Origin of the sequence: Pseudoduganella chitinolytica, assembly GCF_029028125.1 — a bacterium.
GTDB lineage: Bacteria > Pseudomonadota > Gammaproteobacteria > Burkholderiales > Burkholderiaceae_D > Rugamonas > Rugamonas chitinolytica.
In genome coordinates, this window is record NZ_CP119083.1 from 5343838 (window position 1) to 5360455 (window position 16618).

Annotated in this window: 12 protein-coding genes and 4 tRNA genes; 14 read left to right on the forward strand and 2 right to left on the reverse strand. The window is 62.7% G+C overall.

Going from position 1 to position 16618, the window contains the following annotated elements:
• Positions 1 to 43: 43 nt before the first annotated feature.
• The gene (locus PX653_RS23820; protein ID WP_277415157.1) at positions 44 to 988 is read left to right on the forward strand and encodes a J domain-containing protein; all 945 of its coding nucleotides are present in this window, start codon (positions 44 to 46) and stop codon (positions 986 to 988) included.
• 69 nt (positions 989 to 1057) lie between these two features.
• On the opposite strand, the gene PX653_RS23825 is transcribed toward PX653_RS23820, so the two are convergent.
• Complete coding sequence (locus PX653_RS23825) at positions 1058 to 1552, reverse strand: chemotaxis protein CheW (protein WP_277415158.1); 495 nt, start codon at positions 1550 to 1552, stop codon at positions 1058 to 1060.
• Positions 1553 to 1684: 132 nt separating this feature from the next.
• Between PX653_RS23825 and PX653_RS23830 the strand changes: the two genes are divergently transcribed.
• Positions 1685 to 3235: a DUF3369 domain-containing protein gene (locus tag PX653_RS23830; protein WP_277415159.1), complete on the forward strand. Its 1551-nt coding sequence runs from the start codon at positions 1685 to 1687 to the stop codon at positions 3233 to 3235.
• A 114-nt stretch (positions 3236 to 3349) separates the two neighbouring features.
• Here PX653_RS23830 and PX653_RS23835 read toward each other — a convergent pair whose 3' ends face one another.
• Complete coding sequence (locus tag PX653_RS23835; RefSeq protein ID WP_277415160.1) at positions 3350 to 6586, reverse strand: EAL domain-containing protein; 3237 nt, start codon at positions 6584 to 6586, stop codon at positions 3350 to 3352.
• Positions 6587 to 6897: 311 nt separating this feature from the next.
• Between PX653_RS23835 and PX653_RS23840 the strand changes: the two genes are divergently transcribed.
• The 12 genes from PX653_RS23840 (at position 6898) to rpoB (ending at position 16567) form a co-directional block, all read left to right on the forward strand.
• Positions 6898 to 6983 (forward strand) — tRNA-Tyr (locus PX653_RS23840).
• Positions 6984 to 7029: 46 nt separating this feature from the next.
• A tRNA-Gly gene (locus tag PX653_RS23845) sits at positions 7030 to 7103 on the forward strand.
• Between the two features lie 66 nt (positions 7104 to 7169).
• A tRNA-Thr gene (locus PX653_RS23850) sits at positions 7170 to 7244 on the forward strand.
• Between the two features lie 97 nt (positions 7245 to 7341).
• Entirely contained in the window at positions 7342 to 8532 is a 1191-nt protein-coding gene (gene tuf / locus PX653_RS23855; protein WP_277415161.1) for an elongation factor Tu, read from the forward strand.
• A gap of 89 nt (positions 8533 to 8621) precedes the next feature.
• Positions 8622 to 8697 (forward strand) — tRNA-Trp (locus PX653_RS23860).
• Positions 8698 to 8733: 36 nt separating this feature from the next.
• A complete protein-coding gene (secE, locus tag PX653_RS23865) occupies positions 8734 to 9117 on the forward strand; it encodes a preprotein translocase subunit SecE (RefSeq protein ID WP_277415162.1) in 384 nt (127 codons plus the stop codon).
• Positions 9117 to 9743 (forward strand): transcription termination/antitermination protein NusG, encoded by a 627-nt coding sequence (gene nusG / locus PX653_RS23870; protein ID WP_107144158.1) that lies wholly within the window; start codon positions 9117 to 9119, stop codon positions 9741 to 9743. The genes secE and nusG overlap by 1 nt, the downstream gene beginning before the upstream one ends.
• A 105-nt stretch (positions 9744 to 9848) precedes the next feature.
• Positions 9849 to 10280 carry a 50S ribosomal protein L11 gene (gene rplK / locus PX653_RS23875; RefSeq protein ID WP_112939725.1) on the forward strand — a complete coding sequence of 144 codons (432 nt, stop codon included), beginning with the start codon at positions 9849 to 9851 and terminating at the stop codon, positions 10278 to 10280.
• A 2-nt stretch (positions 10281 to 10282) separates the two neighbouring features.
• Complete coding sequence (gene rplA, locus PX653_RS23880) at positions 10283 to 10978, forward strand: 50S ribosomal protein L1 (RefSeq protein WP_277415163.1); 696 nt, start codon at positions 10283 to 10285, stop codon at positions 10976 to 10978.
• Between the two features lie 254 nt (positions 10979 to 11232).
• A complete protein-coding gene (rplJ, locus tag PX653_RS23885; protein WP_277415164.1) occupies positions 11233 to 11763 on the forward strand; it encodes a 50S ribosomal protein L10 in 531 nt (176 codons plus the stop codon).
• Positions 11764 to 11824: 61 nt separating this feature from the next.
• Positions 11825 to 12199 carry a 50S ribosomal protein L7/L12 gene (gene rplL / locus PX653_RS23890; RefSeq protein WP_277415165.1) on the forward strand — a complete coding sequence of 125 codons (375 nt, stop codon included), beginning with the start codon at positions 11825 to 11827 and terminating at the stop codon, positions 12197 to 12199.
• 258 nt (positions 12200 to 12457) lie between these two features.
• The gene (gene rpoB, locus PX653_RS23895) at positions 12458 to 16567 is read left to right on the forward strand and encodes a DNA-directed RNA polymerase subunit beta (RefSeq protein WP_277415166.1); all 4110 of its coding nucleotides are present in this window, start codon (positions 12458 to 12460) and stop codon (positions 16565 to 16567) included.
• The last annotated feature ends 51 nt before the right edge of the window (positions 16568 to 16618 follow it).

Below are 16618 nucleotides of genomic sequence, written 5' to 3' on the forward strand. Positions count from 1 at the left end.
GCGCGAAACCCCGTCGTGACGCGCGGCTGACAATATTGAAGCGATGGGAAAGATACATACACACTATGACAACCTGAAGGTGGCCCGTGGCGCGCCCCAGGAGGTCATACGTGCCGCCTACAAGGCGCTGAGCCAGAAATACCACCCCGACAAGAATCCGGGCGACGAAAAGGCCGCCCGGATCATGGCGATCGTCAATACGGCCTATGGCACGCTGGCCGATCCCCAGCGCCGCAAGGAGCACGACGACTGGATCGCCCAGGAAGAATTCGAGGTCGAGTGGCTGGAGAGCACGCACGAGGAGCGGTCCGTGGACGCGCCCGCGCAGGCCTGGAGCGAGCAGCCGGAAGGGCGCCGGCGCCGGGTGGCACTGACGCGCAACTGGCGCTGGTGGCTGTCGATCGCCGGCAGCCTGGCGCTGGGCTGGGTCGCCGGCGTGATGACGGTGGCCGAGCCGCGCCAGGTATCCACCGTGCTGGCCTCGGCCTGGGGCGGCAGCGAAGGCAGCCTGACGGCAAGCGCGGGACGACCGGCCGCGCGCGGCGAGCGCATGGCGGAAGCGGAGGGCTGGGGTACGCCGGCGGCCCGTGCTTCCGCCGAAGGCGACGGGGCCGACACGGCGCCGATCAAGGTGCTGGCCGTCTCGCAGGTGGTGCTGCCCGAGGCGGGCGCCGAATGCGACAACGAAACGCCGGCGCTGGTGGCGCCGAACGGCGAGCCGTGGCCCACGCGTTCCGGGTACGTCACCGGGTTCCCGGTCGCGAACAAGGGCCAGGACATGGAACTCACGCTGGACAACACCAACAACGCGCTGCCGGTGTTCATCAAGGTCTACGACCTGGAACGCCGCGCCAACGTGCGCTACGTATTCGTCCAGGCGCATGACCGCCACATCGTCGACGAACTGGCGACGGGGCACTACGAGATCCGCTACCAGAACATCGACCTGGCGGGCAAGAGCGACTGCTCGCGGCGCCAGGGCGGGTAGACAACCAGAGGCACCGGGGACAGGCACCGATCTTCGACTCGAAGATCGGTGCCTGTCCCCAGGGGTTTGCTACGGATTGATCGGATCGTTCAATCCCATCTCCGGGCTGGACATCAGCTTGTCGATGTCCATCAGGATCAGCATCCGTTCGCCGATCGTCCCCAGCCCGATCATGAATTCCTGCGAGAAGGCGGTCCCCAGTTCCGGCGACGGCTTGATCTGGTCCGGCGTCAAGGTCGTCACGTCGGACACGCTGTCCACCACCATGCCCACCACGCGGCCCTTGATGTTGAGGATGATGACCACCGTGAACTGGTCGTAGACGGGTTCGCCCAGGTGGAACTTGATGCGCATGTCGACCACGGGGATGATGATGCCGCGCAGGTTGATCACGCCCTTGATGAATTCGGGCGCGTTGGCGATGCGCGTCACCGCCTCGTAGCCGCGGATTTCCTGGACCTTCAGGATGTCGATGCCATATTCCTCGCGGCCCAGCGTGAAGGCGAGGAATTCACGGCCCGCGCCGTCCGCACCGCCGCCCTGCTGGTCTGGATTGTCTTGCATGATGTGCTCCCCCGTTGGTTGTTGTCTAAGCGTACCAGACTCCCCGGCCATTTGCGGCACGGCAAGTTTTCGTTGGCATCGCGCGGCTTCTGATTTATGCTGCGTACTACCGACGGGACCGAAGGAGCACGCATGACGGATTCGACTGCTGCCGATGATAACTGGCTGCTGGACGAAGAGGAAGACGAGCACGCGCAATCGACGCCGCCGGACCAGCGGCAATGGCGCGTGCTGATCGTCGACGACGACCAGGACGTGCACGCCGTCACCCGGCTGGCGCTGCGCAACGTGACCTTCAAGGACCGCGAGCTGGAGCTGTTTTCCGCCTACAGCGGGCGCGAAGGCTTCGACATCCTCGCCAATACGCCCGACATCGCGCTGGTGCTGCTGGACGTCGTCATGGAAACGGACGACGCCGGCCTGGTGCTGGCGCGCCGCATCCGCGAGGAGCTGCACAATGCGATCGTGCGCGTCGTGCTGCGCACGGGCCAGCCCGGCCAGGCGCCCGAGCAGCGCGTGATTGTCGAATACGACATCAACGACTACAAGGCCAAGACGGAGCTGACGACGCAGAAGCTGTTCACCACGGTGATCTCGGCGCTGCGCGCCTACGAAAGCCTGAACATGCTGGAACGCAGCCGGGTCGGCCTGGGCAAGATCCTGGCCGGCGCGACCAACCTGTACCAGATCCATTCGCTGCGCGAGTTCGCCTCCGGGGTACTGAACCAGGTCTCGGCCATCCTCGACGTGGGCGCGGACGGCGTGCTGTGCCTGATGCAGGGCGATACCGGCAGCACTACCGTCGTCGCCGCCACCGGCGGCTATACGACGCTGGCGGAGGCCGAGCACCTGCCCGTGGACCATGCGCTGGCGCCCACGATCGCCAAGGCCTTCGCGGAAAAGAAAAGCCAGTTCGACCATCCCGCCAACGTGCTGTACATCCGCACCCAGGAGCACCGCGACGTGGCGATCTCCGTCACGCCGCCCTGGCCGCTGGCGCAGATCCAGCGCGACCTGCTGGAGGTGTTCTGCGAGCGCATCGCGGCAGCGTTCGACAACCTGTACATGTTCGGCCAGCTGCGCAAGGCGCAGGAAGCCACCGTGATCGCGCTGGCCGACCTGGCCGAGTTCCGCGACGGCGACATCAAGGGCCACGTGCGGCGCGTGCAGCAGCTGTCCACGGGCATCGCCGCGCGCATGAAGGAACGGGGCGCGTATCCGGAGCAACTGACGCCGCAGCTGCTCGACATGATCGGGCTGGCCAGCATCCTGCACGACGTGGGCAAGGTGGCCACGCCGGACCACATCCTGTTGAAGCCGGGTGCGCACACGGAAGAGGAGCGCGGCCACATGCAGGCCCATGCCTCGGTCGGGCAGAAGGTGCTGGAGCGTGCGGCCGGCATGGTCGACGGCGTCAGCTACCTGACCTACGGCGCCGAGATCGCCGGCGCGCACCACGAGCATTTCGACGGCCGCGGCTATCCGAACGGCTTGCAGGGCAACGCCATTCCGCTGTCGGCCCGTATCGTCGCCGTGGTCGACGTGTACGACTCGCTGATGCACGAACGCACGTACAACGCGGCGTGGCCGCAGGCGGCGGCGCTGCAGTACATCCGCGAGCGCAGCGGCACCCAGTTCGATCCGGAAGTGGTGGCCGCCCTCATCGACATCGTCAGCGGCTGATGCATTGGGGTCTGTCCCTTTGGGACTGACCCCGAAGTTTGTTCGCGTACAGTTAACTTCGGGGTCAGTCCCGCAGCGGTGCCGGCCTGCAAGCCGGCACCATGACCCCAGACATCAAACGGTCTCGGCGGTACTGGCCAGCACCTCGAACTCCGCCACGGTCACCGGCCGCGCAAACAGATACCCCTGCGCCTCGTCGCAGCGCTTGCCGCGCAGGAAATCGGCCTGCGCCTGCGTCTCGACACCTTCCGCGATCACCTCCAGCCCCAGCGCATGGGCCAGCCCGATCGTGGCCGAGACGATGGCGGCGTCGTCCGGGTCCGTCTCGATGTCCTTGACGAAGCCGCGGTCGATCTTGATGCGGTCGATCTCGAACAGCTTCAGGTACGACAGCGACGAGTAGCCGGTGCCGAAATCGTCGATGGCGACCTTGATGCCGCGCGAGCGCAGCTGCTGCAGCAGTTCGCGGCTGCGTTCCGGGTCCTGCATGGCCGCCGTCTCCGTGATCTCCAGTTCCAGCAGGGCCGGGTCGATGCCCGTCTCGGCCAGCAGGCGGTCCAGTTGCGGCAGCAGGCCGGTGCCATGGCACTGGCGGGCCGACAGGTTGACGGCCAGGCGCAGGTGGCCCAGCCCCAGGGAACGCCAGCGGTCCAGCAACTGCACGGCGCGCTGCAGGGCCCAGTCGCCCAGCGGCAGGATCAGGCCGGACTCCTCGGCGATCGGGATGAAGCGGTCCGGCCCCACCATGCCCAGCTCCGGATGGTGCCAGCGCAGCAGCGCCTCGGCGCCGATCACGGCACCGCTGTGCAGGTCGATCTGGGCCTGCAGGTACAGCTCGAATTCGTCCTGCTCCAGCGCCTGCCACAGGCGGTTTTCCAGCAGCAGGCGTTCATGCGTGGCCGCGTTCATGGCGGCCGAGAAGAACTGGAAATTGCCGCGGCCGCAGCTCTTGGCGGCGTACATGGCCGTGTCGGCATGGCGCAGCAAGGTGCTGCTGTCGTCGCCGTCGGAGGGGAACATCGCCACGCCCACGCTGGCGCCGCTGTGCACGGTCAGGCCCTGCAGCTGGTACGGCCGCGCCAGTACCTCGACGATGCCGGCGGCCAGGTGGCTGACGATGTCCGGCGTGACGGTACCGGAGGTCAGCACGATGAACTCGTCGCCGCCCAGGCGGGCGATGGTGTCGACGTCGCGCAGCAGCTCGCGCAGGCGTCCCGCCACGGCGATCAGCAACTGGTCGCCGGTCTGGTGGCCGTGCGTGTCGTTGATCTTCTTGAAGTGGTCCAGGTCGAGGAACATGACGGCCGCGCTGCCGCCCTCGCGCCGCGTGCGCGCCAGCAGCTGGTCCAGCCGCAGGTTCAGCGACAGGCGGTTGTCGAGGCCCGTCAGCGGGTCGTGGTGGGCCAGGCGGTAAATGCGCTCCTGGGCGCGCTGCTGCTCCGTCAAGTCGTGCAGGATCGCCACGAACAGGTGCTCGCCCGGCAGCTCCACTTCGCTGACCGACACGGCCAGCGGGAGCGACACGCCTTCGCGGCGCCAGCCGGTGGCTTCGTACGACTGGCTGGCCCCGGCGGCGATGCGGCGCAGCAGCGCGGCCGGGGCCTCGCCGTGCGTGGCCGGCAGCAGCTGCACCAGGGGCAGCCCGGCCATCTGCTCGGGCGCGTAGCCGAACAGCCGGCCGGCGGCGCCGTTGGCGGAGACCAGCAGGCCGATGCCGTCGATGGTCAGGATGGCGTCGGCCGCCTTGTCGAGGATCGCCTGCAGGCGTGCTTCGCGTTCCTGCAGGCGCGCCGTGCTTTCCTCCACGCGGGCCTGGATCTGCGCCCGCTCGCCGCTGGAGAGCAGCAGCAGGCCGCCCAGCAGGGAGGTCAGCAGCAGGCCGGCCGCCAGCACGGACCAGCTCTGCCAGCCGCGCTGGGTGGCCACGTAGGCCGCCGTCGGCGTCAGGGTCAGCAGGTAGTCGCGGCCGCCGAAGTGGATCGTCTGGCGCAGCGCGCCGGCGCGGTGGGCCGTGCCGGCGTCGTCCGCGGTGGCCAGCCGGTCGCCCGTGGCCACGTCGTCGACCGTCGCCACCAGGTGGGGGAAGGCGACCTGCTGCAGCACGCTGGCCAGGTAGCTCTCCAGCTGGACGGACATCAACAGCATGCCGACCGGTTCGCCGCCGTCGGGCGGGCGCACCGCCTGCAGCAGGATCACGCCGTGCTTCAGGTCGGGACGGAGCAGCATGAGCGGTGCGCTGGCGGTGGGCTCGTCGCTTTGCAGGGCGCGCCGCACGGCGGCGGCACGCGACGGTTCGGCCAGCATGTCCAGGCCCAGATAGATGCGGTTGCCGCGCGGTTCGATGAACGTGGCCACCATGTAGTCGGGGTGCGCGCCGACGGGCTGCATGACGCCGTTCTGGTCCGGCGCGCGGATGGCGAAGCCGGGATCGACGTGCTCGCGGCCCCAGCGTTCGAATGCGTCGCGCTCGTCGGCGGCCACGGGCCGAAGCCAGCTCATCGACAGCATCTCCGGATGGCGCGCCAGGTAGCCCTGGGCGACACGCTGGAAATCCTTGCCCTTCATTGCCAGTCCATGGCCGTTGATGGCGCTCGACATGGCGAACAGGAAGCGCTCGTGTTCGGACAGCTTGGCCTGCAGCAGGTCGCCGGCCTGCTGCGCCTTCAATTGCACCGTCTGCATCTGCTGGTTCCACTCCCAGCGGCGCACGTTGAGGAAGATCGTCACGAACAGTGCCGTCAGGACCAGCAGGGGCAGGCCGACCAGCCAGCGGCGGCGCCACCACAGGCGGCGTGGCCGGCCGCACAGGATCCAAACCAGCGGTGCCGCCAGCAGCATGCCCAGCGTGTCGCCGACCCACCAGGCCAGCCAGTTGGCGCCCAGGTCGCCACCGGGCAGCACGCCCAGCAACGCCAGCGCGCACAGCGACAACGTACTGCTCGTCAGTGCCAGCACGGGCGCCAGCAGCAGGAAGCGCAGCACGTCGCGGCCCGAATCGATGCCGGGATCGATCCAGCGCAGGAAGGCATGCATGGCGATATAGGCCTGCAGCGACGATGTGCCTGCCGCCAGCGCGGCGGCACCCAGGCGGCCGGTCCAGCCCAGCTCGGGCTGGACCAGGTGCAGCGTAAGGAGACTCATGACGGCCGTGCCGAGGGCTACCCCGGGCAGCAGGCGGACGCCGCCACTGACAAGCGCGGCCAGGGCGATGCCGGCGGGGAGGAACAGCGGCGTCGCAAACCCTGGCGCGAGCGCCAGCTGCATGCCGGCGCAGCCGGTTGCGGCGTAGGCGGCCGCCAGTATCAGATTGGCCAGCAGCAGGCTGGGCCAGCTGCGCAGTCGGGTGTTCAATCGAGGCTCCAGACGTGGGGACGGCAAGCGGGGCGCGGACAAAAGGGGCGTGCGCTGCCCGACGCCGGGGCGATTCTATAGCAACGCAGGCAACGAAAGGAGCGTGGGAAAGATTTTTAATGGCCGGGAAGCCGCATGGAATCAGGCCCGGCAAGATTTTTGATGAACTCGCAAAAACAACCCTTGCAATTGTGCAGGGGGAGCCGCTACAATCTCGCCCCGAAGCAGACAGTTAGCTGCGAGACACAAAGATGTTTGTGTCAAGGCGTTGACAGTTTTGATTTTATGCTTCATACTCTGCGGTTCCTCGCGGAGGGGTGGCCGAGTGGTTAAAGGCAGCAGACTGTAAATCTGCCCTCTTATGAGTACACTGGTTCGAATCCAGTCCCCTCCACCAAGTTTTTGCAAGGAAACTGAGTGACAGTGTAGTGAAACGGAACCTCGCGGGTGTAGCTCAATGGTAGAGCTGAAGCCTTCCAAGCTTAAGACGAGGGTTCGATTCCCTTCACCCGCTCCAGTTTTGTTGCAGCCGGTAGTTAATATCGCTAGCAGTACATATCAGTAGTACATCAGCAGTAAAAAAGCCCTTGTAGCTCAGTGGTAGAGCACTCCCTTGGTAAGGGAGAGGCCACGTGTTCAATCCACGTCAAGGGCACCAGAATTCGCAGTACGCAGCGTAGTATCCAGTTACGCAATACATCATCTGACAGTCGGGCGCGTGCCCAGCAATATCTTAAAATTGTTAGGAGTCTAAAATGGCAAAAGAAAAGTTCGAGCGGACTAAACCGCACGTGAACGTTGGCACCATCGGTCACGTTGACCATGGCAAGACCACCCTGACCGCTGCAATCGCAACCGTTCTGTCGAAGAAATTCGGCGGCGAAGCGAAAGCCTACGACCAGATCGACGCTGCACCGGAAGAAAAAGCACGCGGCATCACCATCAACACCGCCCACGTCGAGTACGAAACGGCTGCCCGTCACTACGCGCACGTTGACTGCCCAGGCCACGCCGACTACATCAAGAACATGATTACCGGTGCTGCCCAGATGGACGGCGCGATCCTGGTGTGCTCCGCTGCCGACGGCCCGATGCCACAGACCCGCGAGCACATCCTGCTGGCCCGTCAGGTTGGCGTTCCTTACATCATCGTGTTCCTGAACAAGTGCGACCTGGTCGACGACGCAGAGCTGCTGGAACTGGTCGAAATGGAAGTGCGCGAGCTGCTGTCGAAGTACGAATTCCCAGGCGACGACCTGCCAATCATCAAGGGTTCGGCACGTATGGCGCTGGAAGGCCAGCCAGGCGAAATGGGCGAAGACTGCATCATCCGTCTGGCCGATGCACTGGACAGCTACATCCCAACGCCTGAGCGCGCTGTGGACGGCGCCTTCCTGATGCCAGTGGAAGACGTGTTCTCGATCTCCGGCCGCGGTACCGTGGTCACGGGTCGTGTCGAGCGCGGCATCATCAAGGTCGGCGAAGAGATCGAAATCGTCGGCATCATCGATACCGTCAAGACCACCTGCACCGGCGTGGAAATGTTCCGCAAGCTGCTGGACCAGGGTCAAGCCGGCGACAACGTCGGTCTGCTGCTGCGCGGCACCAAGCGTGAAGACGTCCAGCGTGGTCAGGTTCTGGCGAAGCCAGGCTCGATCAAGCCGCACAACCACTTCACGGGCGAGATCTACGTTCTGTCGAAAGACGAAGGCGGCCGTCACACCCCGTTCTTCAACAACTACCGTCCACAGTTCTACTTCCGTACGACGGACGTGACCGGTTCGATCGAACTGCCAGCGGACAAGGAAATGGTCATGCCAGGCGATAACGTGTCGATCACCGTCAAGCTGATCAACCCGATCGCGATGGAAGAAGGTCTGCGCTTCGCTATCCGCGAAGGTGGCCGTACCGTGGGTGCTGGCGTCGTTGCCAAGATCCTGGGCTAATCGCCCGAAACAGGAATCCTGCCAAGCAGGACTAGCGCCCAACCCCGGTTGGGTGCTAGAATAACGGATTCCACTGTAGTGTTTTACGTAGGGGCGTAGCTCAATTGGCAGAGCGTCGGTCTCCAAAACCGAAGGTTGGGGGTTCGATGCCCTCCGCCCCTGCCACCGAATTCAGGTGCAGGGCACCGAAAGTAAAAACGAATGTCTAATCAATCCGTGCAAACCGTTAGCACGTCCGGCGATAAGCTCAAGGTCGTGTTGGCGGTGGTTGCAGCGATTGCAGGCGTAGCCGGATTCTTCATTCTGGCAGGTCAACCAACCCTGGTGCGGGCAGCTGCGCTTGTGGTTGGTTTGCTTATTTCCGTCGGCATTGCTTACACCTCCGCCTCTGGTCGCGATTTCCTCAATTTTGCGAAGGAATCCGTTCGCGAAACCAAGAAGGTCGTCTGGCCGACGCGTAAAGAAGCAACCCAGATCACGATGCTGGTCTTCGGCTTTGTGCTGGTGATGGCTGTGTTCCTGTGGGGCACCGACAAGCTGTTGGAATTCCTGTTGTACGACGTAATCCTGGGTTGGAAAAAATAATGAGCGAAAACGTGCAAGACGACGTATCCGGCGAGCCCGTACCGGGCGACGCTCCGGCGCAAGAGTCCGGCGCTCCGCTCAGCGTGCCAGTCAGCAACAAGCGCTGGTACGTTGTGCATGCTTATTCCGGCATGGAGAAAAGTGTGCAGCGTGCGCTGACGGAGCGCGTCGAGCGCGCCGGCATGCAAGATCAGTTCGGCCAGATTCTCGTCCCGACCGAAGAAGTCGTGGAAGTGAAGAACGGCCAGAAGTCCGTTACCGAGCGCCGTTTCTTCCCGGGCTACGTGCTGGTGGAAATGGAAATGACGGATGAGACCTGGCACCTGGTGAAGAACACCGCCAAGGTCACCGGCTTCATCGGCGGCAAGTCGAACAAGCCAACCCCGATTCCTGCCCGCGAGATCGAAAAGATCATGACGCAGATGCAGGAAGGCGTGGAAAAGCCACGGCCGAAAGTGCTGTACGAAGTGGGCGAGCAAGTCCGCATCAAGGATGGCCCGTTCACCGACTTCAACGGCAACGTGGAAGAAGTCAACTACGAAAAGTCCAAAGTGCGCGTCTCGGTCACCATCTTCGGCCGCGCGACTCCCGTCGAACTCGAGTTCGGTCAAGTCGAAAAAGTTTAAGCGCCCTACGGAGCGTTCCGGTCAGCCGGAGAATCCACCCGAGGAGCCCTGCCATGAAGTACCGGCGGGGCGCTACCACTCAAATCCAACGATAGGAAAGCCATCATGGCAAAGAAAATCATTGGCTTTATCAAGCTGCAAGTTCCAGCTGGTAAGGCAAACCCATCCCCTCCGATCGGCCCAGCACTGGGTCAGCGCGGTCTGAACATCATGGAATTCTGCAAGGCCTTCAACGCGCAGACCCAAGGTATGGAACCAGGCATGCCGATCCCTGTGGTGATCACCGCCTTCGCGGACAAGTCCTTCACGTTCGTGATGAAGACGCCTCCTGCGACGTTCCTGATCAAGAAGCACTCGGGCGTGCAAAAAGGTTCGCCGAAGCCACATACTGACAAGGTTGGCACGCTGACCCGCGCACAAGCGGAAGAAATTGCAAAACTGAAGACCCCTGACCTGACCGCCGCCGATCTGGAAGCCGCTGTGCGCACCATCGCCGGTTCGGCTCGTTCGATGGGCATCACCGTTGAGGGTATCTGATCATGGCAAAACTGTCCAAGCGCGCACAAGCCATCAAGGCTAAAGTAGACCGTACCAAAGTGTACCCGTTCGACAACGCTGTCGCCCTGATCAAGGAACTGGCCACCGCCAAGTTCAATGAATCGATCGACGTGTCCGTCCAGCTGGGCGTGGATCCGAAGAAGTCGGACCAGGTCGTTCGCGGCTCCGTCGTGCTGCCAGCAGGCACCGGCAAGACCGTTCGCGTCGCCGTGTTCGCTTCCGGCGACAAGGCTGAAGCTGCCAAGGCAGCCGGCGCCGACGTGGTCGGCATGGAAGACCTGGCAGAACGCGTGAAGGCCGGCGACATGCCGTTCGACATCGTCATCGCTTCGCCAGACACGATGCGTATCGTCGGTACCCTGGGCCAGATCCTGGGCCCACGCGGCCTGATGCCGAACCCGAAAGTCGGCACCGTGACGCCTGACGTCGCAACCGCTGTCAAGAACGCCAAGGCAGGCCAGGTGCAGTACCGTACCGACAAGGCCGGTATCATCCACGCCACCATCGGCCGCAAGTCGTTCAGCGACGCCGATCTGAAGACCAACCTGGTCGCTCTGATCGAAGCCCTGAACAAGGCCAAGCCTGCTTCGTCGAAAGGCATCTACCTGCGCAAGGTATCGCTGTCCTCGACGATGGGCGCAGGCGTGCGTGTCGACCACGGCACCCTGGCTGCTTAAGTAAGAATCAAGCCCCGGCGAAACACTAGCCGGGCACATCTTTGGGCTGGCAGGTGCGCAAGTGCCTGCCAGGCAATCAAAGACCGTTGGGCTGGAAGCAGCAGGCAGGTTTCCGGTTAATTGCAGGCGCAAGCCGGCGCCCAACGCAGATGGTGTACCCGAACAAGTTTTGCAGTCCATTGGACTCCTAACCTCGGACGCCGTTGTTCGAAACCGATGCAGGAATCCTCCTGTGTCTTTTAAGGAGATTGACCGTGGGTCTCAATCTGAATGACAAAAAGGCCGTCGTCGCCGAAGTTTCCGCAAAAGTAGCAACTGCGCAAACGATCGTCGTGGCTGAGTACCGTGGCATCCAGGTTGCTCACTTGACGAAACTCCGTGCAACCGCGCGTGCCCAGGGCGTATACCTGCGTGTTCTGAAGAACACGCTGGCTCGTCGCTCTGTCGAAGGCACGCAGTTCGCCAACCTGTCCGACGCAATGACCGGTCCGCTGATCTACTCGATCTCGGATGACGCCGTGGCCGCAGCGAAAGTCATCAACGACTTCGCCAAGACCAACGACAAGCTGGTCATCAAGGCAGGTAACTATGCAGGCAAGCAGCTCGACGTAGCTGGCGTGACTGCACTGGCGAGCATTCCAAGCCGTGAAGTCCTCATCTCGCAGCTGTTGGGCGTTATGCTGGCACCGGTATCGGGCTTTGCACGTGGTCTGGCTGCTCTGGCAGCCAAGAAGAGCGAAGGTTCGGAAGCTGCTCCTGCAGCGGAAGAAACCGCAGCTGCCTAAGTTTGCAGTGCGTTCGTCAAGTAATCAATTCTGTAGCATACAAATCAATTAGGAGTTTCAAATGGCAATTAGCAAAGACGATATCCTGAACGCAGTGTCCGAAATGTCCGTGATGGACCTGAACGACCTGGTCAAGGCTTTCGAAGAAAAGTTCGGCGTGTCGGCAGCTGCAATGGCAGCTCCTGCAGCTGGCGGCGGCGCTGCCGCTGCTGCTGTTGAAGAGCAGACCGAGTTCAACCTGGTGCTGACCGAAGTCGGCGCGAACAAAGTCGGCGTCATCAAGGCAGTTCGTGAAATCACCGGTCTGGGCCTGAAAGAAGCCAAAGACGTGGTTGACGGCGCACCGAAGACCGTGAAGGAAGCCCTGTCGAAAGCCGACGCTGAAGCCGCTAAGAAGAAGCTGGAAGAAGCTGGCGCCAAGGCCGACCTGAAGTAATTTAGTATTACCGGCGCCGGCATCCTTTAGCGCCTGAGCCAAAGCTGCGGATTTCCTTCCGGAAGGGAGGAGGTCCGGCTTTGGCTCCTTTGTCGTCTCTGTCGTATTTGTTGTCGTTTTACCCCGTTCTTGCCCGTTTTTTTGTCGTCCTGGCCTGAAAAGGTAGTGCCTTGAGGTTTCGCCTGTATGACATGGTGACACAAGCATACAAGCTGAAACCTGAATTTTCTATCCTTTCCTGTCACTCACGGAGTGTCCATGCACTACTCATTTACTGAGAAGAAACGCATTCGCAAATCATTCGCGAAACGCGCCAACGTCCACAACGTTCCGTTCCTGCTGGCGACCCAGCTCGAGTCTTACGAAAACTTCCTGCAGGAGCACACTCCGGTTGCCTCCCGCAAGAACGAAGGCCTGCAATCGGCCTTCACTTCCATCTTCCCGATCGTTTCGCACAACGGTTTCGCACGCCTGGAATTCCTGTCGTACGTGTTGGGCGACCCTGCGTTTGACGTGAAAGAGTGCCAACTCCGTGGCCTGACCTTCGCATCGCCGCTGCGCGCGAAAGTGCGCCTCGTGATCCTGGACAAGGAATCGCCGACCAAGCCGGTCGTCAAGGAAATGAAGGAACAGGAAGTCTACATGGGCGAACTGCCCCTGATGACGACCACCGGTTCGTTCGTGATCAACGGTACCGAGCGCGTGATCGTTTCGCAGCTGCACCGTTCCCCGGGCGTGTTCTTCGAACACGACCGCGGCAAGACGCACTCGTCCGGCAAGCTGCTGTTCTCGGCCCGTATCATTCCTTACCGCGGCTCGTGGCTGGACTTCGAGTTCGATCCGAAGGACATCCTGTACTTCCGCGTCGACCGTCGCCGCAAGATGCCCGTGTCGATCCTGCTGAAGGCCATCGGCATGACGCCGGAACAGATCCTGGCGAACTTCTTCGTGTTCGACAATTTCAACCTGCGCTCGGAAGGCGGCGAGATGGAATTCGTCGCCGAACGCTTGCGCGGTGAAGTCGCGCGCTTCGACATCGTCAATCCGAAGGACGGCAAGACGATCGTCACGAAGGACAAGCGCATCAACGCCAAGCACGTCCGTGAAATCGAAGCCGCCGGCATCGCCCACATCTCCGTGCCGGAAGACTACCTGCTGGGCCGCGTGCTGGCCAAGAACATCGTCGATCCGGAAACGGGCGAAGTGGTCGCATCGGCCAACGACGAGCTGACCGAAGAAGTCCTGAACCGCCTGCGCGATTCGAACATCTCCGCGATCCAGACGCTGTACACCAACGACCTGGACCAGGGCGCGTACATCTCGCAGACGCTGCGCATCGACGACACCGCCGACCAGACCGCCGCCCGCATCGCGATCTACCGCATGATGCGTCCTGGCGAACCGCCGACCGAAGAGTCGGTCGAAGCGCTGTTCAACGGCCTGTTCTACAGCGCCGACCGTTACGACCTGTCCGCCGTGGGCCGCATGAAGTTCAACCGCCGCATCGGCCGTGACGAACTGACGGGCGCCATGACGCTGTCGAACGAAGACGTGCTGGCCGTGATCAAGATCCTGGTCGAGCTGCGCAATGGCCGCGGCGAAGTCGACGATATCGATCACCTGGGTAACCGTCGCGTCCGTTGCGTGGGCGAACTGGCCGAAAACCAGTTCCGCGCCGGTCTCGTGCGTGTCGAGCGTGCCGTCAAGGAACGCCTGGGCCAGGCCGAAGCCGACAACCTGATGCCGCATGACCTGATCAACAGCAAGCCGATCTCGGCCGCGATCCGCGAGTTCTTCGGTTCGTCGCAGCTGTCCCAGTTCATGGACCAGACCAACCCGCTGTCCGAGATCACCCACAAGCGCCGTGTTTCCGCACTGGGCCCGGGCGGCCTGACGCGCGAACGCGCCGGCTTCGAGGTGCGCGACGTGCACCCGACCCACTACGGCCGCGTCTGCCCGATCGAAACGCCGGAAGGTCCGAACATCGGCCTGATCAACTCGCTGGCACTGTACGCCCGCCTGAACGAATACGGTTTCCTGGAAACCCCGTACCGCAAGGTCGAGAATTCGAAGGTCACCGACAAGATCGACTACCTGTCCGCGATCGAAGAAGGCCGCTACATCATTGCCCAGGCAAATGCCCGGATCAATGAAGAAGGCCAGCTGGACGACGAACTGGTGTCGGCCCGTGAAGCCGGCGAAACGATCCTCGTGTCGCCAGAGCGTATCCAGTACATGGACGTGGCGCCAGGCCAGATCGTTTCCGTCGCTGCCTCGCTGATTCCGTTCCTGGAACACGATGACGCGAACCGTGCACTGATGGGCGCCAACATGCAGCGCCAGGCCGTGCCTTGCCTGCGTCCTGAAAAGGCGCTGGTCGGTACCGGTATCGAACGTACCGTGGCAGTCGACTCCGGCACGACCGTGCAGGCGCTGCGTGGCGGCGTGGTGGACTACATCGATGCGGGCCGTGTGGTGATTCGCGTCAACGACGAAGAAGCGCAAGCTGGCGAAGTCGGTGTCGACATCTACAACCTGATCAAGTACACCCGTTCGAACCAGAACACGAACATCAACCAGCGTCCGATCGTCAAGGTGGGCGACCGCGTGGCCAAGGGCGACGTCATCGCCGACGGCGCATCGACCGACTTGGGCGAACTGGCACTGGGCCAGAACATGACCGTGGCGTTCATGCCATGGAATGGTCTGAACTTCGAGGATTCGATCCTGATCTCGGAAAACGTCGTCAAGGACGACCGTTACACGTCGATCCACATCGAAGAACTGTCCGTCGTTGCTCGTGACACCAAACTGGGCGCGGAAGAAATCACCCGCGACATTTCGAACCTGGCCGAAAACCAGCTGGCTCGCCTGGACGAATCCGGCATCGTGTACATCGGCGCCGAAGTGCAGGCCGGCGACACGCTGGTCGGTAAAGTGACGCCGAAGGGCGAAACGCAACTGACGCCGGAAGAGAAGCTGCTGCGCGCGATCTTCGGCGAAAAAGCCTCCGACGTGAAAGACACGTCGCTGCGCGTGCCTTCGGGCATGGTCGGTACCGTCATCGACGTGCAGGTGTTCACCCGCGAAGGCATCCCGCGCGACAAGCGCGCCCAGCAGATCATCGACGACGAGCTGAAGCGCTACCGCCTGGACCTGAACGACCAGATGCGTATCGTCGAGGGCGATGCCTTCCAGCGTCTGGAAAAGATGCTGATCGGTAAAGTCGTCAACGGCGGTCCGAAGAAGCTGGCGAAGGGTGCTGCGATCACCAAGGAATACCTGGCCGACCTGGACAAGTACCACTGGTTCGACATCCGTCCGGCGGACGACGATGCGGCCACGGCCCTGGAAGCGATCAAGGAATCGATCGCCGAGAAGCGCCACCAGTTCGACCTGGCCTTCGAAGAGAAGCGCAAGAAGCTGACGCAGGGCGACGAGCTGCAGCCTGGCGTGCAGAAGATGGTCAAGGTCTACCTGGCCGTCAAGCGCCGCCTGCAGTCGGGCGACAAGATGGCAGGCCGCCACGGTAACAAGGGTGTGGTCTCGCGGATCGTGCCGGTGGAAGACATGCCGTACATGGCCGACGGTACGCCGGCCGACGTCGTGCTGAACCCGCTGGGCGTTCCTTCCCGAATGAACGTGGGTCAGATCCTGGAAACGCACTTGGGCTGGGCTGCCAAGGGCCTGGGCATCCGTATCGGCGAAATGCTGGCACAGCAGATCAAGGTCGAAGAGATGCGCAAGTACCTGACGACCGTGTACAACGAGTCCGGTACCAAGGAAGACATCGCTTCGTTCAGCGACGAAGAGATCATGAACCTGGCGCACAACCTGAAGAAGGGTGTGCCGTTCGCGACGCCGGTGTTCGACGGTGCGCACGAATCGGAAATCCGCCGCATGCTGGACCTGGCGTACCCTGACGAGATCGCGACGAAGCTGGGCATGACCCCGTCGAAGAATCAGGTCACGATGTACGACGGCCGCACCGGCGAAGCGTTCGAGCGCAAGGTGACTGTCGGCGTGATGCACATGCTGAAACTGCACCACCTGGTCGACGACAAGATGCACGCCCGTTCGACCGGCCCATACTCGCTGGTGACGCAGCAGCCACTGGGCGGTAAAGCCCAGTTCGGTGGCCAGCGCTTCGGTGAGATGGAGGTGTGGGCACTGGAAGCGTACGGCGCATCGTACGTGCTGCAAGAAATGCTGACCGTGAAGTCCGATGACGTGAATGGCCGTACCAAAGTGTACGAAAACCTCGTCAAGGGCGACCACGTGATCGAAGCCGGCATGCCGGAATCGTTCAACGTGCTGGTGAAAGAGATCCGTTCCCTGGGTATCGATATCGACCTGGAACGCACCTAACGGCAAACGCCGACCCCAACGGCAGATGCCGGGGTCGGACCCGCCGGGTCC